General features: G+C 74.7%; 24 protein-coding genes. 13 read left to right on the top strand and 11 right to left on the bottom strand.

The features are described from left to right. The first annotated feature begins 61 nt into the window (after positions 1–61). Positions 62–352, top strand: coding sequence for a hypothetical protein (locus tag PHY01_RS15750; RefSeq protein ID WP_141279417.1), 291 nt, complete (start codon positions 62–64; stop codon positions 350–352). Between the two features lie 87 nt (positions 353–439). Here the strand turns inward: PHY01_RS15750 and groL are convergent, their stop codons facing one another. Next, positions 440–2,080 (bottom strand): chaperonin GroEL, encoded by a 1,641-nt coding sequence (gene groL, locus PHY01_RS15745; protein ID WP_141279416.1) that lies wholly within the window; start codon positions 2,078–2,080, stop codon positions 440–442. Between the two features lie 184 nt (positions 2,081–2,264). Here groL and moeA point away from each other — a divergent pair, with 184 nt between their 5' ends. The 4 genes from moeA to PHY01_RS15725 all read left to right on the top strand — a co-directional run bounded on the left by moeA (position 2,265) and on the right by PHY01_RS15725 (position 7,869). Further along, positions 2,265–3,485, top strand: coding sequence for a molybdopterin molybdotransferase MoeA (gene moeA / locus PHY01_RS15740; protein ID WP_141279415.1), 1,221 nt, complete (start codon positions 2,265–2,267; stop codon positions 3,483–3,485). A gap of 360 nt (positions 3,486–3,845) precedes the next feature. Beyond that, positions 3,846–4,565, top strand: coding sequence for a phosphatidylserine decarboxylase (locus PHY01_RS15735; RefSeq protein WP_141279414.1), 720 nt, complete (start codon positions 3,846–3,848; stop codon positions 4,563–4,565). Positions 4,566–4,568: 3 nt separating this feature from the next. Then, the gene (locus tag PHY01_RS15730; RefSeq protein ID WP_141279413.1) at positions 4,569–5,582 is read left to right on the top strand and encodes a CDP-alcohol phosphatidyltransferase family protein; all 1,014 of its coding nucleotides are present in this window, start codon (positions 4,569–4,571) and stop codon (positions 5,580–5,582) included. 25 nt (positions 5,583–5,607) lie between these two features. Next, positions 5,608–7,869: an AAA family ATPase gene (locus PHY01_RS15725; RefSeq protein ID WP_141279412.1), complete on the top strand. Its 2,262-nt coding sequence runs from the start codon at positions 5,608–5,610 to the stop codon at positions 7,867–7,869. A gap of 4 nt (positions 7,870–7,873) precedes the next feature. On the opposite strand, the gene PHY01_RS15720 is transcribed toward PHY01_RS15725, so the two are convergent. Continuing rightward, positions 7,874–8,605: a LytR C-terminal domain-containing protein gene (locus tag PHY01_RS15720; protein WP_141279411.1), complete on the bottom strand. Its 732-nt coding sequence runs from the start codon at positions 8,603–8,605 to the stop codon at positions 7,874–7,876. 49 nt (positions 8,606–8,654) lie between these two features. Further along, positions 8,655–8,960 carry a nucleoid-associated protein NapA gene (gene napA, locus PHY01_RS15715; RefSeq protein WP_141279410.1) on the bottom strand — a complete coding sequence of 102 codons (306 nt, stop codon included), beginning with the start codon at positions 8,958–8,960 and terminating at the stop codon, positions 8,655–8,657. Between the two features lie 140 nt (positions 8,961–9,100). On the opposite strand from napA, the gene PHY01_RS15710 reads away from it, so the two are divergent. Then, positions 9,101–9,673 carry a peptide deformylase gene (locus tag PHY01_RS15710; RefSeq protein WP_141279409.1) on the top strand — a complete coding sequence of 191 codons (573 nt, stop codon included), beginning with the start codon at positions 9,101–9,103 and terminating at the stop codon, positions 9,671–9,673. Positions 9,674–9,773: 100 nt separating this feature from the next. Here PHY01_RS15710 and PHY01_RS15705 read toward each other — a convergent pair whose 3' ends face one another. After that, the gene (locus tag PHY01_RS15705) at positions 9,774–10,211 is read right to left on the bottom strand and encodes a nitroreductase family deazaflavin-dependent oxidoreductase (protein ID WP_141279408.1); all 438 of its coding nucleotides are present in this window, start codon (positions 10,209–10,211) and stop codon (positions 9,774–9,776) included. Positions 10,212–10,358: 147 nt separating this feature from the next. Between PHY01_RS15705 and thiD the strand changes: the two genes are divergently transcribed. The 5 genes from thiD (at position 10,359) to PHY01_RS15680 (ending at position 15,950) form a co-directional block, all read left to right on the top strand. Further along, positions 10,359–11,207, top strand: coding sequence for a bifunctional hydroxymethylpyrimidine kinase/phosphomethylpyrimidine kinase (gene thiD, locus PHY01_RS15700; RefSeq protein ID WP_141279407.1), 849 nt, complete (start codon positions 10,359–10,361; stop codon positions 11,205–11,207). A 45-nt stretch (positions 11,208–11,252) separates the two neighbouring features. Then, complete coding sequence (locus tag PHY01_RS15695) at positions 11,253–13,517, top strand: xanthine dehydrogenase family protein molybdopterin-binding subunit (RefSeq protein ID WP_141279406.1); 2,265 nt, start codon at positions 11,253–11,255, stop codon at positions 13,515–13,517. Beyond that, positions 13,514–14,065, top strand: a complete 552-nt coding sequence (locus tag PHY01_RS15690; RefSeq protein WP_141279405.1) for a (2Fe-2S)-binding protein — start codon at positions 13,514–13,516, stop codon at positions 14,063–14,065. Before PHY01_RS15695 ends, PHY01_RS15690 begins: the two co-directional genes overlap by 4 nt. Further along, positions 14,062–14,877 (top strand): FAD binding domain-containing protein, encoded by an 816-nt coding sequence (locus tag PHY01_RS15685; RefSeq protein WP_141279404.1) that lies wholly within the window; start codon positions 14,062–14,064, stop codon positions 14,875–14,877. Before PHY01_RS15690 ends, PHY01_RS15685 begins: the two co-directional genes overlap by 4 nt. 83 nt (positions 14,878–14,960) lie before the next feature. Then, positions 14,961–15,950 carry a serine/threonine-protein kinase gene (locus tag PHY01_RS15680; RefSeq protein ID WP_246085933.1) on the top strand — a complete coding sequence of 330 codons (990 nt, stop codon included), beginning with the start codon at positions 14,961–14,963 and terminating at the stop codon, positions 15,948–15,950. 35 nt (positions 15,951–15,985) lie between these two features. Here PHY01_RS15680 and PHY01_RS15675 read toward each other — a convergent pair whose 3' ends face one another. Together PHY01_RS15675 and PHY01_RS15670 are read right to left on the bottom strand one after the other, a co-directional pair. After that, entirely contained in the window at positions 15,986–16,621 is a 636-nt protein-coding gene (locus tag PHY01_RS15675; protein ID WP_141279491.1) for a response regulator transcription factor, read from the bottom strand. Then, positions 16,618–17,784, bottom strand: a complete 1,167-nt coding sequence (locus PHY01_RS15670) for a sensor histidine kinase (protein WP_141279402.1) — start codon at positions 17,782–17,784, stop codon at positions 16,618–16,620. The genes PHY01_RS15675 and PHY01_RS15670 overlap by 4 nt, the downstream gene beginning before the upstream one ends. A 109-nt stretch (positions 17,785–17,893) precedes the next feature. Here PHY01_RS15670 and PHY01_RS27980 point away from each other — a divergent pair, with 109 nt between their 5' ends. Together PHY01_RS27980 and PHY01_RS15665 are read left to right on the top strand one after the other, a co-directional pair. After that, entirely contained in the window at positions 17,894–18,028 is a 135-nt protein-coding gene (locus PHY01_RS27980) for a hypothetical protein (protein WP_281283641.1), read from the top strand. Further along, positions 18,021–19,124, top strand: a complete 1,104-nt coding sequence (locus PHY01_RS15665; RefSeq protein ID WP_141279401.1) for a DUF418 domain-containing protein — start codon at positions 18,021–18,023, stop codon at positions 19,122–19,124. Before PHY01_RS27980 ends, PHY01_RS15665 begins: the two co-directional genes overlap by 8 nt. Here PHY01_RS15665 and mftM read toward each other — a convergent pair whose 3' ends face one another. From mftM to PHY01_RS15640, 5 genes are read right to left on the bottom strand one after another with little or no spacing between them, the layout of a single operon-like run. Next, positions 19,125–19,868 carry a mycofactocin oligosaccharide methyltransferase MftM gene (mftM, locus tag PHY01_RS15660; protein ID WP_141279400.1) on the bottom strand — a complete coding sequence of 248 codons (744 nt, stop codon included), beginning with the start codon at positions 19,866–19,868 and terminating at the stop codon, positions 19,125–19,127. A 47-nt stretch (positions 19,869–19,915) separates the two neighbouring features. Next, complete coding sequence (locus tag PHY01_RS15655; protein ID WP_141279399.1) at positions 19,916–20,932, bottom strand: ABC transporter substrate-binding protein; 1,017 nt, start codon at positions 20,930–20,932, stop codon at positions 19,916–19,918. Continuing rightward, positions 20,929–22,656 (bottom strand): IucA/IucC family protein, encoded by a 1,728-nt coding sequence (locus tag PHY01_RS15650; protein ID WP_141279398.1) that lies wholly within the window; start codon positions 22,654–22,656, stop codon positions 20,929–20,931. The genes PHY01_RS15655 and PHY01_RS15650 overlap by 4 nt, the downstream gene beginning before the upstream one ends. After that, a complete protein-coding gene (locus tag PHY01_RS15645; protein WP_141279397.1) occupies positions 22,653–23,177 on the bottom strand; it encodes a GNAT family N-acetyltransferase in 525 nt (174 codons plus the stop codon). The genes PHY01_RS15650 and PHY01_RS15645 overlap by 4 nt, the downstream gene beginning before the upstream one ends. After that, entirely contained in the window at positions 23,174–24,427 is a 1,254-nt protein-coding gene (locus PHY01_RS15640) for a lysine N(6)-hydroxylase/L-ornithine N(5)-oxygenase family protein (protein WP_141279396.1), read from the bottom strand. Before PHY01_RS15640 ends, PHY01_RS15645 begins: the two co-directional genes overlap by 4 nt. Positions 24,428–24,435: the final 8 nt, after the last annotated feature.

Below are 24,435 nucleotides of genomic sequence, written 5' to 3'. Positions count from 1 at the left end.
GGGAACCACCGGGTAGTCGTACGGAGGTGGCGGGCCCGCGCCGGACCTAGCGTCTGCGGGCATGAGCAGCGCAGCACCCACCGCCGCCGTGCGGGTCGGTACCGCCGTCCGGGCCAGCACCGCCGTGTCCGTGCTCGCCGTCGCGTTCGGGGCGGCCGTGGTCACGGTGGCCGCGGGCCGCGCGGCCGCGCTGGTCCTCGCCTGCTGCGTGGCCACGCTCGCGGTGCCGCTGTCGATCCGCTCCTGGGGCGGGCGGGCCCCGGACGCCGACGCGCGGTTCGTCCGGGTGCTGGTCAGCCTGTCGGGCTACCTGCTGCCGATGGCGGCGTTCCAGGCCGGGTTCGGACCGTGAACACCGGTCCGGGTCGCGACACGCCGCAGGGGCGGCACCCGTGTGCGGGTGCCGCCCCTGCGGACGGGTCGTGCGGGGTGGACGGACTCAGAAGTCCATGCCGCCCATGCCGCCCATGCCACCGGTGGGGTCGCCCCCGCCGCCGCCGGGGTTCTTCTCCGGCTTGTCGGCGATGACGGCCTCGGTGGTGAGGAACAGGGCCGCGATCGAGGCCGCGTTCTGCAGCGCCGAGCGGGTGACCTTGGCGGGGTCGATGATCCCGGCCTTGATCAGGTCCTTGTACTCACCCGTGGCCGCGTCCAGGCCCTCGCCGGCCGGCAGCCCGCGCACCTTCTCCGCGACGACGCCACCCTCGAGGCCCGCGTTGACCGCGATCTGCTTGAGCGGGGCCTCCAGCGCGACCTTGACGATGTTGGCGCCGGTGGCCTCGTCACCGTCGAGACCGAGACCCTCGAACAGGCCCGCACCGGCCTGGATGAGCGCCACGCCGCCACCGGCGACGATGCCCTCCTCGACGGCCGCCTTGGCGTTGCGCACGGCGTCCTCGATGCGGTGCTTGCGCTCCTTGAGCTCGACCTCGGTCGCGGCTCCGGCCTTGATCACCGCGACACCGCCGGCCAGCTTGGCCAGGCGCTCCTGCAGCTTCTCGCGGTCGTAGTCGGAGTCGGTCTTGTCGATCTCGTTGCGGATCTGGGAGACCCGGCCGGCGATCTGGTCGGCGTCGCCGGCCCCGTCGACGATGGTGGTCTCGTCCTTGGAGACGACCACCTTGCGGGCGGTGCCCAGGAGCGAGAGGTCGGCGTTCTCGAGCTTGAGGCCGACCTTCTCCGAGATGACCTCGCCACCGGTGAGGATGGCGATGTCGGCCAGCATGGCCTCGCGGCGGTCACCGAAGCCCGGGGCCTTGACGGCGACGGACTTGAAGGTGCCGCGGATCTTGTTGACGACGAGCGTGGCCAGGGCCTCGCCCTCGACGTCCTCCGCGATGATGGCGAGCGGCTTGCCGCCCTGCATGACCTTCTCCAGCAGCGGGAGCAGGTCCTTCACGGTCGAGATCTTGGAGGAGACCAGGAGGATGTAGGGGTCCTCCAGCTCGGCCTCCATGCGCTCGGCGTCGGTGACGAAGTAGGGCGAGATGTAGCCCTTGTCGAACCGCATGCCCTCGGTGAGCTCGAGCTCCAGACCGAAGGTCTGGCTCTCCTCGACCGTGATGACGCCTTCCTTGCCGACCTTGTCCATCGCCTCGGCGATGAGCTCGCCGATGGTGGAGTCGGCCGCGGAGATCGACGCCGTGGCGGCGATCTGCTCCTTGGTCTCGACCTCCTTGGCGGTCTTCAGCAGCTGCTGCGAGACGGCCTCGACGGCCTTCTCGATGCCGCGCTTGAGCGCCATCGGGTTCGCGCCCGCGGCGACGTTGCGGAGACCCTCGCGGACCAGCGCCTGCGCCAACACGGTGGCCGTGGTGGTGCCGTCGCCCGCGATGTCGTCGGTCTTCTTGGCGACCTCCTTGACGAGCTCGGCCCCGATCTTCTCCCAGGGGTCCTCGAGCTCGATCTCCTTGGCGATCGACACACCATCGTTGGTGATGGTGGGCGCGCCCCACTTCTTCTCCAGGACGACGTTGCGGCCGCGCGGGCCGAGCGTCACCTTGACGGCGTCGGCGAGGGTGTTCATGCCGCGCTCGAGCCCGCGGCGCGCCTCCTCGTCGAAAGCGATCATCTTCGCCATGGGTGTGTAGTCCTCCGATTGGGATGACCGAAAAGTCACTGTGTCGAACCCGATGCCCGCGACGGACGACCGGCAACCCTGCGCCGATCTCACCGGCCCGACTGATTGGCACTCTACCGTGCCGAGTGCCAACGCGGTTCTAGCACTCGGGTATGCCGAGTGCAAGGCGCAGCGGTAGGGGAGGATGCGGCGCGTGATCCGAACCGTGGAGCAGCACCGGGCCGTCGTCGCGGCCCTCGTCCCGGCCCAGCCCGCCGAGGTCGTGCCGCTGGCACAGGCCCGGGGGCGGGTACTGGCGGAGGACGTGGTGGCGGGGGTCTCGCTGCCGTCGTTCGAGAACTCCGCCATGGACGGCTACGCGGTGCGCGCCGCCGAGCTGGCCGGCGCGGGCGAGGACGCGCCCGTCGTGCTGCCCGTGGCCACCGACATCCCGGCCGGGCGCACCGAGGTGCCCGCGCTCGCCCCCGGCACCACCGCCCGGATCATGACCGGGGCGCCGATGCCCGCGGGTGCCGACGCGGTGGTGCCGGTCGAGCTCACCGACGGCGGCACCGAGCGGGTGGCGCTGCGGCACGCCCCCGAGCCGGGTGTGCACGTGCGGCGCATCGGCGAGGACGTGCTGGCGGGCCGGGTCGTGATCGACGCCGGCACGGTGCTGCAGGCCGCGCAGATCGGGATCGCGGCCGCGGTCGGGCTGGCCGAGCTGCCCGTGCGGCGCCGCCCGGTGGTGCTGGTGCTGTCCACCGGGTCGGAGCTGGTCGCGCCCGGCACGCCGCTGCAGCCGGGCCAGATCTACGAGTCCAACGGTCCGATGCTGGCCGCGGCCGTCGAGGAGGCCGGGGGCGTCGCGGAGCTGCTGCGGTTCGTGCCCGACGACGTCGAGGAGTTCCTGACCCGCCTGGGCGAGCGCGCGAAGGGCGTCGACCTGGTCCTCACCTCCGGCGGGGTCAGCATGGGGGCCTACGAGGTCGTCAAGGACGCGTTCACCGGGCGCGGGGTCGAGTTCGTCAAGGTGGGGATGCAGCCCGGCGGGCCGCAGGGCGCGGGCCGGCTCGACGAGCTCGGCGGCGTCGCGGTGGTGACGCTGCCCGGCAACCCCGTCAGCTCGCAGGTGTCGTTCGAGGTGTTCGTCCGCCCCGCGTTGCGTGCCGCGTTGGGGCATCCGCACCCCGAGCGCCCGGTCGTCACGGCCACGCTGGGTGAGCGCTGGACCTCACCGGCGGGGCGTCGCCAGTTCCGCCGGGGAGTCCTCGACGCGGTCCGCGGCACGGTCTCCGAGGTCGGCAACCCGGCCTCGCACCTGCTCGCCGCGCTCGCCAGGGCGGAGTGCCTGGTCGTCGTCCCGGCCGAGGTGACCGACCTGGCCGAGGGGTCTGCCGTGGAGGTCTGGCTGCTGGACGGGTGACGCCGTCCCTCGAACGTGATGTACATCACAGTCCGAGGGTGCAACATTCGCCGCCCCGGGGACGTCATACCGGTGAGCGTTCGGCCGATCGGTGCACATCCCGGGCTTCCTCTCCCCGTGATCTGGACGATCGATCGCCCGCTCAGGGATACTTTTCCGCAGGCCCGGGAACTCCGGGTCCGTGGCAAGAGGACCTACCGCCCGTCGCTGGGGAGCGGACGAGCGGTTCCACGGCCGGGGTCGTCGTCTCGGGGGATGACGGCCCCGGCCCTTTTGCGTCCTACCGGTCGCGTACGGTAGCCGCGATCCTCAGCACACTGCCTGTGTGATCCCTCGCCGGAGGAGCCGAGAACGCACCCCATGTCCGACCCCGACACCCCCACCGGCCTCTCCCCGCGCCACGTCGCAGGCCTGGTCCGCGAGGCGATCCCACCGATGCACCCGGGTGGCCGCCCGCTCGTCGCCGCCGTCGCGCTGGCGGCCACGGTCGTGCGGGCGGTCTCCGGCCGCGGCACCGCCGCGGGCCTGCTCGCCACCGCCGCGACCGCCGCCTTCTTCCGCAACCCGCACCGGGTCCCGCCGCCGCGCACCGGGGTGGTGCTCGCGCCCGCCGACGGGACCGTCGCCACCGTCTCGGTCGTGCCGCCGCCGCCCGAGCTGGGGCTGCCTCCCGCACCGGTGCCGCGGGTCAGCGTCTTCCTGTCGGTGCTCGACGTGCACACGCAGCGCATGCCCGTCGACGGGCGGGTGCTCGCCGTCGAGTACACCCCCGGCGTGTTCCTCTCCGCCGATCTCGACAAGGCCAGCGAGGACAACGAGCGCAACGCCGTGCTGCTGGAGACCACCGGTGGGGCGCGGGTCGGGGTCGTCCAGATCGCCGGGCTGCTGGCCCGCCGGATCGTCTGCGAGGTGGTGCCGGGCGACGAGGTGGCGGCCGGGGAGACCTACGGCCTGATCCGCTTCGGCTCGCGCGTCGACACCTACCTGCCCGCCGGTTCCGTCGTCGAGGTGGCGGTGGGCCAGCGGACCGTCGGCGGCGAGACCGTCCTCGCCGCGCTGCCCGACCCCTCCGGGGTCTGAGCCGTGCCCGCCCCCTACCCCGCAGGCGTCCGGCTGCTGCCCAACGCCGTCACGGTCATCGCGCTGAGCGCGGGACTGTCGTCGGTGTACTTCGCGCTCGGCGAGCGGTTCGACCTGGCCGTGTTCGCCGTCGGCGTCGCCGCGCTGTGCGACGCGCTCGACGGGCGCCTCGCCCGGCTGCTGGACGCCAGCACCCGGATCGGCGCGGAGCTCGACTCGCTGGCCGACCTGGTGTCGTTCGGGGTGTCGCCCGCGCTGGTGCTCTACGTCTGGCAGCTCCAGTCCTGGCAGGTCGGCAGCGAGGGCCGGTTCGGGTGGGTCGTCGCGCTCGTGTTCACCGTCTGCATGGCCCTGCGCCTGGCCCGGTTCAACACGCTGCTCGACGAGGAGGACGAGTACCCGTTCGCCAAGGAGTTCTTCGTCGGCGTGCCCGCACCCGCGGCCGCGCTCGTCGCCGGGATCCCGCTGTTCGTCTCCCTGCACTTCGGCGAGGGGTGGTGGTCGGCGCCGGTCGTCGTCGGGGTGTGGGCGCTGGTGGCGGCGGCGCTGATGGTGAGCCGCCTGCCCACGCTGTCGTTCAAGACCGTGCGGGTGGCGCCACGGCTCATCGCGCCGCTGCTGGTGCTGGTGGGGCTGGTGGTGGCGGTGCTGGTCACCGCGCCGTTCCTCACCCTCGCGGTCGTCGCCACGCTGTACGTCGGGGCGCTGCCGTTCACGATCCACCGCTACCGCTGGCTCTCCCGCCACCCCGAGGCGTGGGACGTGCCGGGGCGCGAGCGCCGCGCCGTGGTGCGGGCCGCGCGCTCGGCCCGGCGGCTGGGGCTGCGCCAGCCGCTGCGCCGCCGCGTCGCGGGCCGGGCCAGCGAGGTGGCGGGCCGGGCACGGGGGGCCGTCGCCGGGGCCGTGCGCCGGCTCGGTGACGACGGGCCGCCGCCCCGCCGCGCCCCCGGCCCCGCGGCCCAGCCCCCCCACCGCCTGCGGCCCGGCCTGCGCCGGGACCGCGACCGCCGCCTCTGACCCGCGGGGTCGCTAGCGTGGGGGCGTGATCACGCTCGTCGCCCGGCTCGCCGCGTCCGCCGCCGATGCCCGGCGGGGGGTCGTGCGCCTGCATCCGGAGGTCCTCGACGCGCTGGGCCTGCGTTCCTGGGACGCCGTCTCGCTCACCGGCGCCCGGGTGACGACCGCGCTCGTCGCCGCCGGGGACGGCCCGCCGGGGCAGGCCACCCTCGACGACGTGACGCTGTCCAACGCCGGCCTCTCCGACGGGGCGGCGGTCGTCGTGGCGGCCGCCGGGGTGGAGCCCGCCCGGCGGGTGCAGCTGACCGGGTCGCGGCTGGCCAGGGCGTCGGTGCCGCCGGAGACGCTGCGGCTCGCCCTGCTCGGCAAGATCGTGACCGGCGGCGACGCGGTGTCGCTGCTCCCGCAGGACCTCGAACCCGCACCGGGGCTCGACCCCGCGCTGGCCCGCAGCCGCGTCGCGGGTGCGCTGGGCGGGGCGTGGACCTCCGAGCTGCTGACGGTGGCGGCGGTCGATCCGCCCGGTGCCGTCACCGTCCACCCGAGCAGCGTCGTCGGGTGGCAGGACGGCCCGTCGACGGCCGACGCCCCCGCGAGTCCCCCGTCTCCCGTCCGCGAGTCCCCCGTTTCCCGCCCGCGAGTCGCCGCGTCCGCGTCCGCCGCCCCGTCCGCCTCCGCGTCCGCTGACCCGGCTCCTGTCCACCCCGCTCCCGTCCACCCCGCTCCCGTCCACACGGTCGAGGACCTGATCGGCAACACCGACGCGGCCCGACGCCTCGCGGAGTGGCTGGAGCTGAGCCTGGACCGGCCCGAGCTCCTCGCCCGGCTCGGCGGGTCCGCCCGGCTCGGCGTGCTGGTCGTCGGACCCGAGGGGGTCGGCAAGACGACGCTGGTGCGCAGCGTGGCCGCGGCCGTCGGCGCCCGCTGCGTCGAGCTCGCCGGGCCCGCCGTGGCCGCCACGGCGGACGCCTCGCAGCGCGTGCACGACGCGCTGGCCACCGCCCGCTCGGCGGCGCGCGAGGGCGGACGGGTGGTGCTGCTCGTCACCGACGTCGACGCGCTGCTCCCGGCGGCCACCCCGCCGCCGCTCTCGACGCTCGTCCTGGACGTGCTCCGCGACGCCCTCGCCACCCCCGGCCTGGTGCTGGTGGCCACGACCTCGACCCCCGAGGGCGTCGACCCGCGGCTGCGGGCCCCCGACCTGGCCGACCGCGAGCTCGGCCTCGCCCTGCCGGACCTGCGCGTGCGCACCGAGCTGCTGCGCAGGCTGCTCGCGTCCGTCCCCGTGGCCGAGGGCGTCGACCTGGCGGCGGTGGCCGGGCGGACGCCGGGATTCGTCGTCGCCGACCTCGTCGCGCTGCGCCGCGAGGCCGCCGTGCGCGCGGCCCTGCGCGGCGCCGACGAGATCGGCCAGCAGGACCTGCTCGACGCCGTCGGCTCGGTCCGGCCGATCTCCATGTCCTCCTCGGCGACCCTGCAGACCGGCGGCATCACCCTCGACCAGGTCGGCGACATGGTCGAGGTCAAGCAGGCGCTGACCGAGGCCGTGCTGTGGCCGCTGCAGTACCCCGACTCGTTCGCCCGCCTCGGCGTCGCCCCGCCGCGCGGGGTCCTCGTCTACGGCCCGCCCGGCTGCGGCAAGACGTTCCTGCTGCGCGCGCTCGCCGGCACCGGACAGCTCAACGTCATCGCGGTGAAGGGGGCGGAGCTGCTGGACAAGTACGTGGGGGAGTCGGAGCGGGCGGTGCGCGAGCTGTTCCGCCGCGCCGCCGACGCCGCGCCCGCGCTCGTCTTCCTCGACGAGATCGACGCTCTGGCGCCGCGCCGCGGCGGGTCCACCGACTCCGGGGTGGCCGACCGCGTCGTCGCCGCGCTGCTCACCGAGCTGGACGGGGCCGAGCCGCTGCGCGACGTCGTGGTCGTCGGCGCCACCAACCGGCCGGACCTGATCGACCCCGCCCTGCTGCGTCCCGGACGCCTGGAGCGGCTGGTCTACGTGCCGCCGCCGGACGCCGCCGCCCGCGCCGACATCCTGCGCGCGGCCGGCCGCAACACCCCGTTCGCCGAGGACGTCGACCTCGACGGGCTGGGCGCCGAGCTCGACGGCTACTCCGCGGCCGACTGCGCCGCGGTACTGCGGGAGGCCGCGCTCGCCGCGATGCGCGAGTCGCGCGAGGCCGCCGTGGTGACCGCGGAGCACATCGCCGCGGCCCGGGCGGCCGTGCCGGCCTCGCTCGACCCGCTGCAGCTCGCCGAGCTCGCCGCCTACGCGCAGCGGCGCGGGTGACGGGTCAGGCGCCCTGGTAGTCGCGGGTCAGGATGACGATGACGCCGTCGCTGGCGTCCTTGATCCCCTCGAACCGGGGCTCGACGCGCATGCCGAACGCGCTGCCCAGGAACTCCGCGGCGTCGCGCTCCGCGGTGCCCTCGCGGTAGTAGACCGTGGAGGTGGGGATGAGGCCGTTGTAGCCGCCGGTGTCGGTGACGGTCCAGCCCGCCGACTCGAAGTCGGCCGCACCGCGGGCCGCGAGGCCGGGGATGGTGCTGTTGTTGTAGACGCGCAGGGGCATGCGGACGTTCTCGGCGCCGCCGCCGGAGGCGCCCGCCGACCCGCCGCCGGACGCCGCGCCCGACCCTCCCGTGTCGCCGGTGCCGCCCGGACCGGGGGCGGCGAACCCGCCCGTGGGGTTGGGCCCGAAGGAGGGCACCGGCACGCCGCCGTCGCCGCCGGGGGCCGTGCCGCCACCCGGTGCCGTGCCGTCGCCGGGCGCGGTGCCCTCACCCGGGGCGATGCCGTTGGTGGGCGCGACCCCGCCCGGCGGCGTCGCGCCGTCGGTGGGCGTGAAACCGTCGCCGGGGGCGGCGGTGACGCTCGTGGCCGGAGCGGCGGACGAACCGCCGTCGGCGCCACCGGTGGCGAGGGTGGCGATCCCGATGATGCCGGCGACGGCTCCCACCCCGAGCAGGGCGAGACCGCCGATCCGCAGGGGCGACGGGCCCCCGGACGGGGCGGGTGCGGTCACGGGCGTCCTCCGATGTCGGATCTAGGGGGTGCGGAGGATCATGGTGTCCTCACCAGGGCTCGATGCCCAGCCGACGCGCCGCACGGGTGCGCTGGCGGCTCTGCCGCAGCCTGCGCAGGCGCTTGACGAGCAGCGGGTCGGCGGCCAGCGCCTCCGGCTTGTCGACCAGCGCGTTGAGCACCTGGTAGTAGCGGGTGGCGGACATGTCGAACAGCTCGCGGATCGCCTGTTCCTTGGCTCCCGCGTACTTCCACCACTGCCCCTCGAAGGCGAGGATCTCGCGCTCCCGGCGGCCCAGGACACGGGCGGAACTGCCCGTGGCGGGCACCCCACTGGCTTCGGTGGCGGACTCCATCACGCTCCTCGCGGCCTCACTCGATCGAATGACACGTGTGTCATTCAGGCGGCCATTCAACCACGGGACACCGACGGGACCGGGTCAGGGACGCGCCGCCCGACGGGTGACGATCGGGTCCGTCGGTAGGCTCCCGACCCGTGGCCGTCCGAGCGATCCGCATCATCGGTGATCCCGTCCTGCACGCCCCCACCGCCCCCGTCGAGACGTTCGACGAGGGCCTGAAATCCCTGGTCGCGGACATGTTCGACACCATGGCCGCGGCCGAGGGCGTGGGGCTGGCGGCGAACCAGATCGGCGTCGGGCTGCGGGTGTTCGTCTACGACTGCCCCGACGAGGTCACCCGTTCGCGCGTACGCGGCGTCGTCGTCAACCCGGTGCTGGAGTCCTTGCCGCGGCCGGAGGGGATGCCCGATCCCGAGGAGGACGAGGAGGGCTGCCTCTCGGTGCCCGGCGAGGCGTTCCCGACCGGGCGCGCGGAGTGGGCGAAGGTCACCGGGTCCGACCTGGACGGTGCTCCGGTCGAGGTCGAGGGTCGCGGGTTCCTGGCGCGCTGCCTGCAGCACGAGGTCGACCACCTCGACGGCGTCATCTACGTCGACCGGCTCGTGGGGCGCAACGCCCGCGCCGCCAAAAAGACGCTCAGGCAGCTCGGCTGGGGCGTGCCGGGGCTGTCCTGGGACCCGTCGGAGCAGCAGGCCGAGGACGTCTGAGGGCGTACCCGGGGTCCGCACACCGGTTCCGTGCCCCCGCGCACCGGTCGCGGTCGGTGCGTGGCGTACGGAACCGGCATGCCGGCGCCCGGTAGGGGTGTCAGGTGCGGGGGGTCAGCACGAAGACGGGGATCTCGCGGTCGGTCTTGGCCTGGTAGTCGGCGTAGTCGGCGAAGGTGGCGACGGCACGCTTCCACCAGATCGCCTTCTCCTCGCCGGTGACCTCGCGGGCGTCGTAGTCCTTCGTCACGGTGCCGTCCTGCAGCTCGACGTGCGGCTCGGCCTGCACGTTGAAGTACCAGACGGGGTGCTTGGGCGCCCCGCCCAGCGACGCGACGATCGCGTACTCACCGTCGTGCTCCACCCGCATCAGCGGGACCTTGCGCAGCTTCCCGGACTTCGCCCCGCGGGTCGTCAGCAGGATGACCGGGCGTCCCTTGATGTCGACGCTGTCGGTCGTCCCGGTCTCGAGGATCTTCAGGGTCTGGTCGCGGACCCAGCCCGTGGGGCTGAGCTCGTGCTCTCCTTCAAGCGGCATGGCCCCATGGAACACGCCTTCCCCGCGACACGCCGGGCGGGTTACGGTCGAGATCACACGGGAGCTCGCCGGGCAGCGGGCTGAGAGGGCGGAGGGTGCCGCCGACCGTCGAACCAGACCGGGTAATGCCGGCTGCAGGAGGAGACGATGGAACCGACCGTGGGCGTGACCCCACCGCGTGTGCTCACGATCGCCGGCACCGACTCGGGCGGGGGCGCCGGGGTCGCGGCCGACCTGCGGGCGATGGCCGCCTGCGGGGTGCACGGGTGCGTCGCCGTCACGGCGGTGACGGTGCAGAACACGCTCGGCGTCAGCGGGGTGCACGTGCTCCCGCCGGAGACGGTCGCGGCGCAGATCGGGTCCGTCGCCGGCGACATCGGCCTGGACGCCGCGAAGACCGGCATGCTCGCCGGGCGCCCGACGATCGAGGCGATCGTGGAGGCGTGCGACCGCGCCGGGATCGGTGCCGGCGGGCGCACCCCGTTCGTCGTCGACCCGGTGGCGGCGTCGATGCACGGCGACCCGCTGCTCGCCGACGACGCGCTCGACGCCTTCCGCGACCTGCTGTTCCCGCGCGCCACCCTCGTCACCCCCAACCTCGACGAGGTGCGGCTGCTGGTCGGCGTCGAGGTGCACGACCGCGCGGGCCAGTACGACGCGGCGAAGACGCTGCACGCGCTCGGCCCCCGGTATGTGCTGGTCAAGGGCGGACACCTGGCCGAGGACACCGACATCTGCGTCGACCTGCTCTACGACGGGCACACCTTCACCGAGCTGCCCGGGCCCCGCTTCGACACCGGCCACACGCACGGCGGCGGCGACAACATGGCCTCGGCGATCGCGTCCGGGCTCGCCCGCGGGCTCGACGTGCCCGCCGCCGTCGCCTTCGGGCGGCGCTACATCACCGAGGCCGTCCGGCACGCCTACCCGCTGGGTGCCGGGCACGGGCCGGTGTCGCCGCTGTGGGCCGTGCGGCGGTGGTGGGACGAGGGATGAGCCGACGCACGGCGGAGCGTCACATCTGCGGCTAGGGTCGCCCGAATGAGCATCATGGGCACGCGCGTGGTCCGCAGAGAGGACCCCCTGTTCCTCTCGCGGGGTGCCACCTACACCGACGACCTGACCGACGAGCGGCTCACCGGTGCGCTGCACCTGACCCTCGTCCGGTCCCCACTGGCCCACGCCCGCATCACGGCGATCGACGTCGAGGAGGCCCGCTCGGCGCCCGGCGTCGTCGCGGTGATCACCGGCGCGGAGATCGACCTCGCCCCGGCGTTGCTGTTCGGCGGCGCGAACAAGGGCATGGTCCGGTCCTGGCTGCCGACCGACAAGGTCCGCTTCGTCGGGGAGCCGGTCGTGGCCGTCCTCACCGAGGAGGCCTACCAGGGCCAGGACGCCGCCGATCTCGTCGAGATCGACTACGACCCGCTCCCCGCGGTGATCGACCTCAAGGCGGCCGCCTCGGACGAGGTGCTGCTGTTCGAGGAAGTCGGCACCAACACCTCCAACGGCTTCGGGCTCAAGGACGAGTTCGACGAGCACCTGTTCGACGACTGCGAGGTCGTCGTCACGAAGGAGATCGTCAACCAGCGCCTCGCCGCGGCGTCGCTGGAGACCCGCGCGGCCAGCGCCGTCTGGGGCGAGGACGGGCGGCTCACGCTCTGGTGCTCGACCCAGGCCGCCCAGAGCGCCCGCGACGAGGTCGCCGGCTGGCTCGGCGTCGACGCCGCGCAGGTGCACGTGATCACCCCCGACGTGGGCGGCGGGTTCGGCGCGAAGATCGGCGCCGACCCCGAGTTCGCGCTCGTCGGCTGGCTCGCGAAGCACACCGGGCGTCCCGTGCGCTGGAACGAGACCCGCTCGGAGAACATGACCGGGATGGTCCAGGGCCGCGCGCAGCTGCAGACGGTCACGATCGGCGGCAACCGCGACGGCAAGGTCCTCGCCTACCGCCTCGACGTCCTCGCCGACGCGGGCGCGTACCCGCGCCTGGGGGCCGTCCTGCCGATGTTCACGCGGATGATGGCCCCGGGCGTCTACGACATCCCGAAGGTGGAGTCGCGGGCCCGCGTGCTGGTCACCACCACCACCTCGACGGCGGCCTACCGGGGCGCCGGGCGCCCCGAGGCCACCGCGGCCATCGAGCGCTCGATGGACCTGTTCGCCGCCGAGATCGGCATGGACCCGGCCGAGGTCCGCCGCCGCAACCTGCTCCGCCCCGAGCAGTTCCCGCTCAAGACCAAGGGCGGCGCTCCCTACGACAGCGGCGAGTACGAGAAGGCGCTCGACGCGGTGCTCGACGCCGCGGGCTACACCGGGCTGCGCGCCGAGCAGCAACGGCGCCGCGACGCGGGCGAGGTCGTGCAGCTGGGCATCGGCGTCTCGGTGTTCGTCGAGATCACCGGCGGCGGGGCGTTCAGCGAGGACGCCTCGGTCGAGGTGCACCCCGACGGCACCGTCACCGTGCTCACCGGCACCTCGCCGCACGGCCAGGGCCACGCCACCGCGTGGGCGATGCTCGCGTCCGAGCACCTCGGCATCGGCATCGACAGGATCACCGTGCTGCACGGCGACACCGACCTCATCCCCCGCGGCAGCGGCACGATGGGCTCGCGCAGCCTGCAGACCGGCGGCGTCGCCGTCCACCAGGCGGCGGGCGAGCTCGTCGAGCTGGCGAAGCAGCGCGCGGCCGACGTACTGGAGGCCAACGTCGACGACCTCGAGGTCGTCGACGGCTCGGTGAACGTCCGCGGCACCGGCCAGGGCGTCACGCTCGCGGCGCTGGCCGAGAAGGAGCGGCTGCAGGTCGACTCGAACTTCGACAGCGGGGCGCCGACCTTCCCGTTCGGCGCGCACGTCGCCGTCGTCGAGGTCGACGTGGAGTCGGGCAAGGCGGTCGTCGACCGGATCGTCACCGTCGACGACGCCGGGCCGGTGCTCAACCCCCTGCTGTGCGAGGGCCAGCGCCACGGCGGGATCGCCCAGGGCATCTCGCAGGCCCTGCTGGAGGAGGTCGTGTTCGACGCCGACGGCAACCCGCTCACGGCCACCTTCGCCGACTACGCGTTCCCGTCCGCGGCCGAGCTGCCCAGCTTCACCCTGCTCGACATGGCCACGCCGACCCACCTCAACCCGCTGGGCGTCAAGGGGATCGGGGAGGCGGGCACCATCGGCGCCACGCCCGCCGTGCAGAGCGCGGTGGTCGACGCCGTCGCGCACCTGGGCGTCCGCCACATCGACATGCCGACCAGCCCCCTGCGGGTCTGGGAGGCCATCAACGCCGCTGCATCGGAGGGCGACAAGTGAAGGTCCGGATGACGGTCAACGGCGACGACACGAGCGCCGACGTCGAGCCGCGGTTGCTGCTCGCCCACTACCTGCGCGACACCCTCGGGCTCAAGGCCACCAACGTCGGGTGCGACACCACCTCCTGCGGTGCGTGCACCGTGCTCGTCGACGGGGAGTCGGTGAAGTCCTGCACCATGCTCGCCGTGCAGGCCGACGACGCGACCGTGCAGACGATGGAGGGCCTCTCGGCCTCGCCCGAGGACCTGCACCCGGTGGCCGAGGCGTTCCGCACCGAGCACGGCCTGCAGTGCGGGTTCTGCACGCCCGGCATGGTGATGGCCGCGGTCTCGCTGCTGCGGGAGACGCCGAGGCCCACCGAGCGGGAGGTCCGCGAGGGCCTCGAGGGCAACCTCTGCCGGTGCACCGGCTACCACAACATCGTCCGGGCGGTGCTGGCCGCGAGCGGTCAGGACCCCGACGCCGTCATCGGCGGGGGGCACGCCACGGAGGCGCCCTCCGGTGGTGTCGAGGTCGCGCCCGGCTTCTCCACCGGGAGTGGCGCATGATCCCCGTCGGTTTCGCCTACGAGCGTCCGGACACCCTCGACGGCGCGCTCGCGCTGCTCGCCGAGCACGGCGAGGACGCCACCGTCCTGGCCGGTGGGCACTCGATCCTGCCGGTCATGAAGCTGCGCCTCGCCGCCCCCGAGCTGGTGATCGACATCGGCAGGCTCGCCGAGCTCGACCACGTCCGCGTCGACGGCGACGAGCTGGTGGTCGGGGCGGGCACGCGGCACCGCACCGTCGAGTCCTCGGAGGTCGTGCAGGCGGAGGCGCCGCTGCTGGCGGCCGTCGCGCGCACCGTCGGCGACCCGCAGATCCGGCACCGCGGCACGCTGGGCGGGTCGCTGGCCCACGCCGACCCGGCGTCGGACCTGCCGGCCGCGGTCCTGGCCCTGGGCGGCACCGTCGTGCTGCGCTCGCCGCGGGGCGAGCGGTCGGTGCCGATCACCGAGTTCTACACCGGGGTCTTCTCCTCGGTGAAGGAGCCCGACGAGCTGATCACCGAGGTCCGGGTGCCGCGCACCGGCACCGCGGGGTGGGCGTACGAGAAGTTCACCCGGCGGGCCAACGACTGGGCGATCGTCGCGGTCGCCGTCGTCGACGGGCGGGTGGGGCTGGTCAACATGGGCCCCACCCCGCTGCGGGCCGCGGCCACCGAGGCCGCGCTGGCCGACGGGGCGCCGATCGCCGACGCCGCCGCTCTGGCCGCCGAGGGCACCGAGCCCACGGCGGACCTGACGGCCACCGCCGACTACCGGCGTCACCTGGCCCGGGTGCTCACCCGGCGGGCCCTGACGACGGCCGCCGGAGCCTGACCCACCCGCGAATCCCCCGGTTCGCGGGGTGGGGAGCGGGTCCGGCGCGCATGGAACGTCGCGAACGGGGGAACGTGGACGAGATGGGCGGCGACGACGACTCCGAGGGGCGGCTCGTGGCGGGCCGCTACCGGCTCGGGCCGGTGATCGGGATCGGGTCGTCGGCCGTGGTGCGCCGGGGCCGCGACCTGCGGGACGGGGTGCGGGTCGCGGTCAAGCTCTTCCACCCCGGCGGCTCCCTGCAGGACCGCCGCCAGCAGCGCCGGGAGATGGACGCGCTGTCGCGGCTGGACCACCCCGGCCTGGTCGGCCTGCGCGACGGCGGCACCGAGTCGGGGCGCCCGTTCGTCGTCACCGACCTGGTGGAGGGTCCGACGCTGGCCGAGCGGATCGGGAGGGCGCCGCTGCCTCCGGCGGAGGTCCGCAGGATCGGCGCGCAGCTCGCCGACGCGCTCGCGCACGTCCACCAGGGCGGGATCGTGCACCGCGACGTCAAGCCCGCGAACGTCCTGCTCGGCGACGGCAGCCGCGCGCACCTCGCCGACTTCGGTATCGCGAAGGCCCTCGACGGTGCGGCCGCCACCGAGGCGGGGACGGTCGTCGGCACGGCTGCGTTCCTCGCCCCCGAGCAGGCCCGCGGCCAGCACGTCGGCCCACCCGCCGACGTCTACGCGCTCGGCCTGGTGCTGCTGGAGGCGCTCACCGGCCGGCGCGAGTACCCGGGGCGCGCCGTCGAGTCGGCCACCGCCCGGCTGCACCGCCGCCCGCTCGTCCCCGACGGCCTGCCCGCCGACCTGGCGGGCGCGCTGACCGCGATGACGCTGGACGACCCCGCGGCCCGGCCCACCGCCGCCGCCGTGGCGGCCACGCTCGCCGCGGCCCCGTCGCACGCGGCACCCGCGGGCGGGGGCCGGCACCGGCGCCGCCCGGCCCGGCGGCGCGGCGTGGTCCCGGCCGCGGCCGCGGTGCTCGTGCTCGCCGCGGCAGGCGGGACGGCGCTGTTGCTGGCCCCGGCGGATCCCGCGCCCGCGGCGACGGCGCCGGCGATGGTCCCGGCGGCCGGGGAGCGCTGACCCCGGACCGCAGCGGATCAGGACGGCCCGGCGGATCAGGACAGCCCGGCCTCCTGCGCCGCGATCGCCGCCTGCACCCGCGAGCGCACGCCGAGCTTCGCGAGCACCCGCGACACGTGGGTCTTCGTGGTCGCCTCGGTGATCACCAGCGCGTCGGCGATCTCGGCGTTGGACAGGCCGCGACCCAGGCAGCCGAGCACGTCGGTCTCGCGCGGGGTGAGGTCGGCGAGCCCGGCGGGCGGCTCGGAGCGGCGCGCCGGGGCGGCCAGCCGGGCCAGCACCCGGCGGGTGACCTCCGGGGCGAGGACCCCGTCGCCGCGGGCCACCGCGCGCACGGCGTCGAGCAGCTGCGGGGCCGACACCGACTTCAGCAGGAACCCGGCGGCACCCGCGGCGAGCGCACCGTCGACGTAGTCGTCGAGGTCGAACGTCGTCAGGACGAGCACCGAGCAGGTGTCGGCGAGCCGCCGCGTCGCCTCGATCCCGTCGATGCCGGGCATCCGGATGTCCATGAGCACGAGGTCGGGGCGCAGCTCACCGGCCGCGCGGACCGCCGCGAGCCCGTCACCCACCTCCGCGACGACCTCCACGTCCGGCGCCGAGTCGAGGATCATCACCAGGCCGGTGCGGATCGCGGCCTGGTCGTCGGCGACCACCACGCGGACGGTCATCGCGGCGGCCCGGCGGGCAGCGCGGCGCGCACCGTCCACGCCCGGTCGCCTCGCCCGGCGACGACCCGGCCCCCGACCGCGGCGGCCCGCTCGGCGAGCCCGAGCAGGCCGGTGCCGGTGCCCCCGCCGTCGGCCGCGTCGTCGACCAGGTCGTTGGCCACCTCCACGCGCAGCTCGTCGTCGCTGCGGCGCAGCACGATCCGCACCGCGCTGCCGGGGGCGTGCTTGGCGGCGTTGGTCAGCGACTCCTGCACGATCCGGTAGGCGGCGAGGTCGACCGCGGCCGGCAGGTCGCCCGGCGGGCGGCGGTCGTCGAGCTCCACCCGCAGCCCCGACGCCCGGCCGGCGTCGAGCAGCGCCTCGATCCGGTCGAGCCCGGCGGGCGCGGTGCGCGCCTCGTCGTCGCCGTCGGCGCGCAGCAGCCCGATCATGGTGCGCATCTCCGCCAGCGACGCGACGCTGCCGCGGCGCACCTGGGTGAGCACCCGCCGCAGCACCTCGGGATCGGCGTCCGGCAGAGTCAGCGCCGCCTCGGACTGGATCGCGATGGCCGAGAGCTGCCCGGCGACGACGTCGTGCAGGTCGCGGGCCATCCGGTTGCGCTCGGCCGTGACGGCCGCGGCGCGGTCCAGCTCGGCCATCCGCCGCTCCTGCTCGGCGCGGTCGCGCTCGGCGTCGGCGCGGTCCCGGTGCCGGCGCACCTCCTGGCCCCACCACACGGGGATCGCGAGGAGCAGCCCCAGGGCCATCACGGTGCCGACGGCCGCGGCGGCGCCCTCGACCAGCAGGGTGTACAGCGCCAGGAGCGCCGCCACCGCGCCCGCGGCGGCGCACACCCACCGGCCCGCCCGCCGCGACGAGTGCAGGACCGCGCTGTAGAGCGTCTCGCCGAAGGCCAGCAGCATCCCGGTGTGCGTCACGCCGACGACGAACGGGCTCGCGACGAGCGCGGCGGTCGTGACCAGCAGCCCGGCCACCGGCCGGCGGCGACGCAGCGCGACCCCGGAGCAGGCCGGCGCGAGCAGCCCGACGGCCGCCCCCGTCGACCCCGCCGGTCCGCCCCACTGCACCGCCGCGTCGGGGACGACCGCCAGCAGGAGCACGCCGAGCGCGAGGAGCAGCACCGCCCGCAGCACGTCCTCGCGGATCTCCCGGGCGGTCACGCACCCCATCCCACCACGGGTGCCTCCGGTGCGCGTCGGTCGAAGGAGGTACACCGGATGGTCCTCGCGCCCGACGGCGCCGACGGCGCCGCACGGCACGCTCGTCGCCATGGTCGAGTTCGTGTCGCAACCGCTGGTGATCCTCATCGCCGCGTGCGAGGTGCTGCCGGTCGTGGTGATCCGGCTGGTCGTCGGTCCGGTGTGGACGACGCCGGCCCCGCCGCGGGAGCCCGCCCGTGCCTGACCGCGTGGAGGCCCTCGACGTCCTGCGCGGCGTCGCGATCCTCGGGACGCTCGCGTCGAACGTCTGGCTGTTCACCGCCCCCGGCGGCCCGGCCGCGCTGCTCCACGGCGGCATCGACACGACCGGTGCCGTGCAGACCGTCCTGGTCACGCTGTCGAACGGCAAGTTCCTCGCCCTGCTGACGCTGCTGTTCGGGATCGGCCTGGAGATCCAGTACCGGTCCGCGGTGCGCCGGGGCGTGCCGTGGCCGGGGCGGTACCCGGTGCGGGCCGCGATCCTGTTCGTCGAGGGGCTGCTGCACTACCTGCTGGTCTTCGAGTTCGACGTGCTCATGGGCTACGCGATCACCTCGCTGCTCGTCGCCCACCTGGTCGGGCGCAGCGACCGGGTCGTGCGCGCCTGGATCGGCGGCGTCGGCTCGGCGTTCGTGGTGGCGGTGCTCGGGGTGACGGCGCTGCTGGCCACCGCCCCGCCGACGGCCGCAGGGCCGGGTCCGGTGGGGAGCACCGCGAGCTGGACCGCCCAGGTCGCGGAACGGGTGACCGGGTTCGCCCTCTACCGCGCCGAGCTGCTGCTGATCGTCCCGTCCGCGACGGTGCTGTTCCTGGTCGGGTCACGGCTGCTGCGCGCAGGGGTGTTCGACGCCGGAGGCGCCCGATTGCGCCGGCGGCTCGCCGCGTACGGGCTGGGGCTGGGCGTCCCGCTGAACGTGGCGACGGCGCTCGCCGGACCGGACTGGGTCCTCGTCGACCGCTACCTCGTGCCGCCGCTGGTGGCGCTCGGGCTGCTCGGCGCGGTCACCGAGCTGGTCGCGCGCACCCGCGGCGGGGTAGGGCGGCGGCGGCTCGCGGCCGTCGGGCGGACGGCGCTGTCGTGCTACGTCCTGCAGAACGTGCTCGCCGCCGCGCTGTGCTCCGACTGGGGCCTCGGTCTCGCGGGCCGCTTCGCCGACGCCCGGCCGTGGTGGGTGGTCGGGCTGTGGGCCGCGATCTCGCTGGTGCTGCTGCTGGCCGCGCCCGCGTGGCTGCGGCGGTTCCCGCGCGGACCGCTGGAACTGCTCGCGCACCGCCTCCGGCGCGCCGCGGTACGGGTCTGATCAGGCGTCGACGACGAGCCAGCCGCCGTGGTGGTCCTGCACCCGGTACGGGCGCCCGGTGGCCGCGCCGAGCGCGTCGAGGGCGGCGGCGTCGAAGGTGCGGACGTGGCCCCAGGCCGCGTTCGGCTCGTCCTCGTAGGGCACCGCCACCACGACCCGTCGCCTCGCCAGGCGCAGCATCTCGGAGACCACGACCGGGGCGAGCGCGGGCGGCAGGTGCTCCAGCAGGTGGACGGCGAACACGGTGTCGGCGCACCCGTCGGCCAGCGGCACCGACGCGGCGTCGCCGGTGACGGTGTGCAGCGGCAGGTCGAGCGCCGGGGCGACCCGGGACAGCAGGCGCACGGTGCCCGCCGACAGGTCGACGGCGGTGACCTCGTGCCCGGCCGCGACGAGCTGCAGCGACAGGAACCCGAAGCAGCATCCCAGCTCGACGACCGACCCGACGGCCAGCTCGACGGCCCGGTCGTGCACCGGCGCCATCCCGGCGTTGGTGCCACCGGGTGCCCCGCCGCGGCCCAGCTCGCGCAGGGTGTTGCGGTAGAAGGCGGTCCAGCCGGGGTCGACCGAGGCGATCACCGAGACGAACGTCCGCTCGAACGCCGACGCCTCGATGTGCCCGGGGGCGACGAGGTCGTCGGCGATCCAGCCGGCGAGGTCGTTACTGATCTCGTCCGCGGTGATCCGGTGGCGCAGCCGCCCGTCGGCGCCCATCGTGAGCCGGGGGGCGGTCGCGGTGGTCATCGTCCGACCCTATGTCGCGACCGCCCGCCGGACACCTGTCGCAACGGTCAGGCCGCGGGCACCGCCGTGGCCGGGTCGCCGTCGAGCGCCGCCGCCAGGCGCGGGGCGAGCTGGTCCAGCGCCACGGGCAGGCTGAGCACCGAGCCGAACGACAGCGCCCCGTTGGTCTCGCTCAGCTCGGGCAGCAGGACCGCGCGGCCCTCCTGCGCCACGCGCAGGTTCGCGAACACCGGGTCGTCGATGGTCGCGGTGTCGGCGAACGCCCCGTAGAGGCCGACGACGAGCACGTCGGCCTCCAGCACCCCGAGCTGCTCGGGGCTCAGCAGCACCGGCGGGCGGTTCTCCCCGGTGAACAGCGCCTCGGCGGCGGGGGGCAGCGCGAGACCGAGGTCGGCGAGCAGCGCGGGCGCGGGCCCCTCGGCGTAGACGTAGTAGCTGCCGTCCTCCAGCAGCGCGGCGAGCAGGCCGGTGCGCCCCGCGGGCACGGTCGCCCGCAGGTCGGCGATGCCCTGCTCGATCGGGGCGACGAGCTGCGCGGCCTGCTCGGAGCGGCCCAGCGCGGTGCCGACGACCTCGTTGATCACCTGCCACGGCGCCCCGTAGTCGGCGTACTCCACGGGCGGGCCGACGGTCGGCGCGAGTGCGCTGAGCGTGTCGTACTCCGCCTGCGTCATCGTGTAGTTGACGCCCAGGATGAGGTCCGGGGCGAGCGCGGCGACCTGCTCGTAGTTCAGCTCCGCGACGGGCAGCACCTCGGGTACGGCGCCCCCGGCCCGCCCGGCCGCCCACGGCCACAGCGCGCCGGGCTGCTCGCCGAACCACTCCCGCACCCCGACGGGGACCACGCCGAGCGCGAGCACGTAGTCCTGCTCGGTCAGGCCGATGGTGACGACCCGCTCGGGGGTCCCGGTGATCTCGGTGGTGCCCAGCTTGTGGGTGATGGTCCGGGTCCCGGCGCCGTCCCCGGCGGGAGCGGGCCCGCCGGAGCATCCGGCGAGGGCGACGCCCAGGCCGAGCACACCCGCCCCGCGGAACAGGGTGCGGCGGCTGATCGGTGCGGTCATGGGTTCCTCCGGTGGGGGGCGATCGGGTTGTCCAGCTCCCCGACGATCGCGAGCGAGCCCGCGGGATCGGCGAGGTCGACCATCTGCCGGTTGTTGCGCAGCTGCAGCCGGTTGAGACACGACAGCGCGAAGCGGTCGGCGAACAGGGCGGGATCGTGGGGTCGGGCGGCGACGTGGTCCGCGACGGCCGACCAGAACTCGTCCTGGTCGAGCAGCCCGCCGGTGTGCATCGTCGCGGCGAGGAAGCGGAACACGCAGTCGAAGACGTCGGTGAGGATCGACAGCGGCTGCAGGTGCGCGGGGACCTCCACGCGGATCCGCTCGACGGCGGGCGGCAGGGCGACGTCCGGGTCCATGACGGCGATCTCCTCGCCGATGTCCTTCATGATCACCCGGGTGGGCACGCCGTCGCGGAGCACCAGGATCAGGTTCTCCCCGTGCGGCATGAACACCAGCCGGTGGGCGTGCAGGCAGTGCAGCAGCGGCGCGAGGTAGGCGTCGAGGTAGCGCGCCAGCCAGTCGGCCGGTGCCAGCCCCGACTCCGCGATCAGCTCCCCGACCAGCGCGTTGCCCTCGTCGTCGACGTGCAGCAGCGAGGCCATCGTGGCCAGCCGCTCGCCCGGCGCGAGGCCGGGCACCGGGCTCTCCCGCCACAGCGCGGCCAGCATCTTGGTGTAGGGCGAGCTCGGCGACGCCGCGGCGTAGGTCGTCGCGTGGTAGCCGATGGCCGCGCGCTCGCGCAGGATCGTGAACCCGAGCCCGGCCAGCACCTCGTCGCCGGTGACCAGCTCGTGCAGCCAGTCGTTGATCGCGGGCGTGCCCTCCATGTAGCGCGCCGACAGCCCGCGGACGAAGCCCATGTTGAGCACCGACAGCGCGGTCTTGACGTAGTGCCGCTCCGGGACCGAGGTGTTGAAGAAGGTGCGCACCGACTGCTGGGCGCGGTGGGCGTCGTCGCCCTCGCCGAGGCAGACGATGTCGCCGCGGGCGACGTCGGCGGCGAAGGTGACCGCGATCCGGTTCCACCACTGCCAGGGGTGCACCGGCAGCAGGTAGCGGTCGCCGAGGTCGACGACGCCCGCGAAGCGCTCCAGGGTGGCGGGGTCGAGCTCCGCGGCGACCAGCGCGTCGTGGTCGAGGTCGGGCGAGCAGGAGAACGTGGCCCGGTCCCGGCGCACGGCCAGCCACACCAGGCGCACCGGCTCCGCGGCCTCCGGGGCGTAGGCGCGGTACTCGGCGGCGTCGAACCCGAGGCGGCCGTTGTTGGCCACGAAGCACGGGTGGCCCTCGGTCATGCCCGCCTCGACGTCCTGGAACCCGGCGCGCGCCAGCTCCTTGCTGCTCACCGGCCGCCCCAGCTTGAACGTTGTGCCTGCCAGCGTGCTGGTGATCTCCTCCAGGTAGACCGGCAGCACCTCGTCGGTGAGCCCGAGCTGCTCGCGGAACTCCAGGAAGAAGTCCAGCGCGTCCGGCTCGGGCGCGACGCCGTCGCGGTGGCGGGTGATCGAGTCGGCGTCGACGTGCCAGTGGTCCAGGGCCAGGCGCTGCGCGGCGAACCGGTACTCGACGGGACCGGCGCGCACGACCCAGCGGTCGCCGTCGGGCTCGGGGTCGAGCAGCCGCTCGTGGGAGAACTCGGCGAGGGCCTTGCGCACCAGGCGCCGGTTGGCCACGGCCCAGCGCGCGGGCTCCAGGTGGGACACGACCTCGGTGACGGCACTCATCCGACCGCCCCCTCGAACTGCTCGCGGGTGCAGAAGCTGAGCAGCCCCTTCTTGCCCTCCAGCGCCACCACCCGGTCCTCGACGAACCCGACGTGGGCGTTGAGCGCGTGCACGGCGGTGTTGCGGTCGTCGGGTTCCACGACGACCCGGTGCGTGCGCGGGTCGTCGAACAGGTGCGCCATCACGGCGGTGATCACCGAGCGGGTGAAGCCGTGCACCGGCTCGTCGGTCGGCGGCACCAGGAAGTGCATGCCGACGTCGCCGTCCGCCACGTCGTAGACCGCGGCCAGCTCGCTGTGCGCCGGGTCGTAGCGCTCCATCAGGAACGCCGGACGCCCGTCGCGCAGGCCGAGCAGCGCCTGCTGGGCCGGGTCGGCGTCGACGCCGGCGAAGTAGCCGGCCACCCCCTCGACGTCCAGGTCGGTCATCATCCAGAACGCCGACTTCGGGTGGGAGAGCCAGCTCTGCAGCAACGGGGCGTCGGCGGCGGGATCGACCGGCCGGAAGGTGAACCCGCTCATGCCACCCCCGCCCCGAACTCCTGGAACGCGATCGACTTCTCGATCGGGTAGGGCTCCCGGCCGAGCAGCTCGGCGATGATCGTGGAGTTGCGGTAGGCCGCCATCCCGAGGTCGGGGGCGACGAAGCCGTGGGTGTGCAGCTCGGCGTTCTGGACGAAGATCTCGGTCCTCCCGGTGTCGATGCTGTAGTTGCGGGCCACGTCGAAGCGGCCCCGGTCGTCCCAGGCGATCCGGTCGCGGACCGGGTCGAGGAACGCGGGCACCTCCGCGCGGTAGCCGGTGGCCAGCACCAGGCCCGCGGTGTCGATGCGGAAGTCGCGGCCCTGCTCGTCGTGGTGCAGGTCGAGGGCGAAGCCGTCGCCGTCGCGGGTGACGTGGGCGAGCGAGGTGTTGGTGAGCAGCCGCGTGCGGACCGGGCCGTGCAGGCTCTTCTCGTAGAGCAGGTCGAAGATCGCGTCGATGACGTCGGCGCTGATGCCCTTGTAGAGGTTCCCCTGCTCCCCGACGAGCCGGTCGCGCTGCGCCGCGGGCAGGGCGTGGAAGTAGTCGAGGTAGTCCGGGGAGGTCATCTCCAGCGTCAGCTTCGTGTACTCCAGCGGGAAGAACCGCGCCGAGCGCGTCACCCAGTTCAGGGTGAAGCCGCGGTCGATCTCGCCGAGCAGGTCGCGGTAGATCTCCGCGGCGCTCTGCCCGCTGCCGACGACGGTGATGCTGTCGCGCCCGAGCAGCTCCTCGCGTCGCTGCAGGTAGTGGGCGTTGTGGCAGTCCTCCAGTCCGGGCTGCGGCACCCACGGCGGGGTGCCGGTGCCGAGCACGAGCCGCCGGCCGCGGTAGGACTCGACGGCGCCGTCGCGGCCCACCGCGCGCACCACGTAGGCCTCCCCGTCGTGGGTGACGCGGTCGACGTGCCGGTCGAACCGGATCGCCGGGATCCGGGCCGCGGCCCAGCGGCAGTACCGGTCGAACTCCGCGCGCAGCGGGTGGAAGTCCTCCCGGATGTAGAACGGGTAGAGCCGCCCGACGGCCTTGAGGTAGGCCAGGAACGAGTGCGGCGAGGTCGGGTCGGCGAGCGTCACGAGGTCGGCCAGGAACGGGGTCTGGACGGTCGCGCCGTCGAGCATCATCCCGGGGTGCCAGGCGAAGTCGGGGCGGCTCTCCAGGAACACGCCGTCCAGGTCGTCGAGCGGGTCGGTGAGTGCGGCCAGGCCGAGGTTGAACGGGCCGAGGCCGATGGCGACGAAGTCGTGCACCGGTTCTC

This window comes from Pseudonocardia hydrocarbonoxydans (assembly GCF_006539565.1).
Classification (GTDB): Bacteria; Actinomycetota; Actinomycetes; order Mycobacteriales; family Pseudonocardiaceae; genus Pseudonocardia; species Pseudonocardia hydrocarbonoxydans.
Note: the sequence above shows the minus strand (reverse complement) of the source record. Positions and strands in the feature narration are given on the sequence as shown.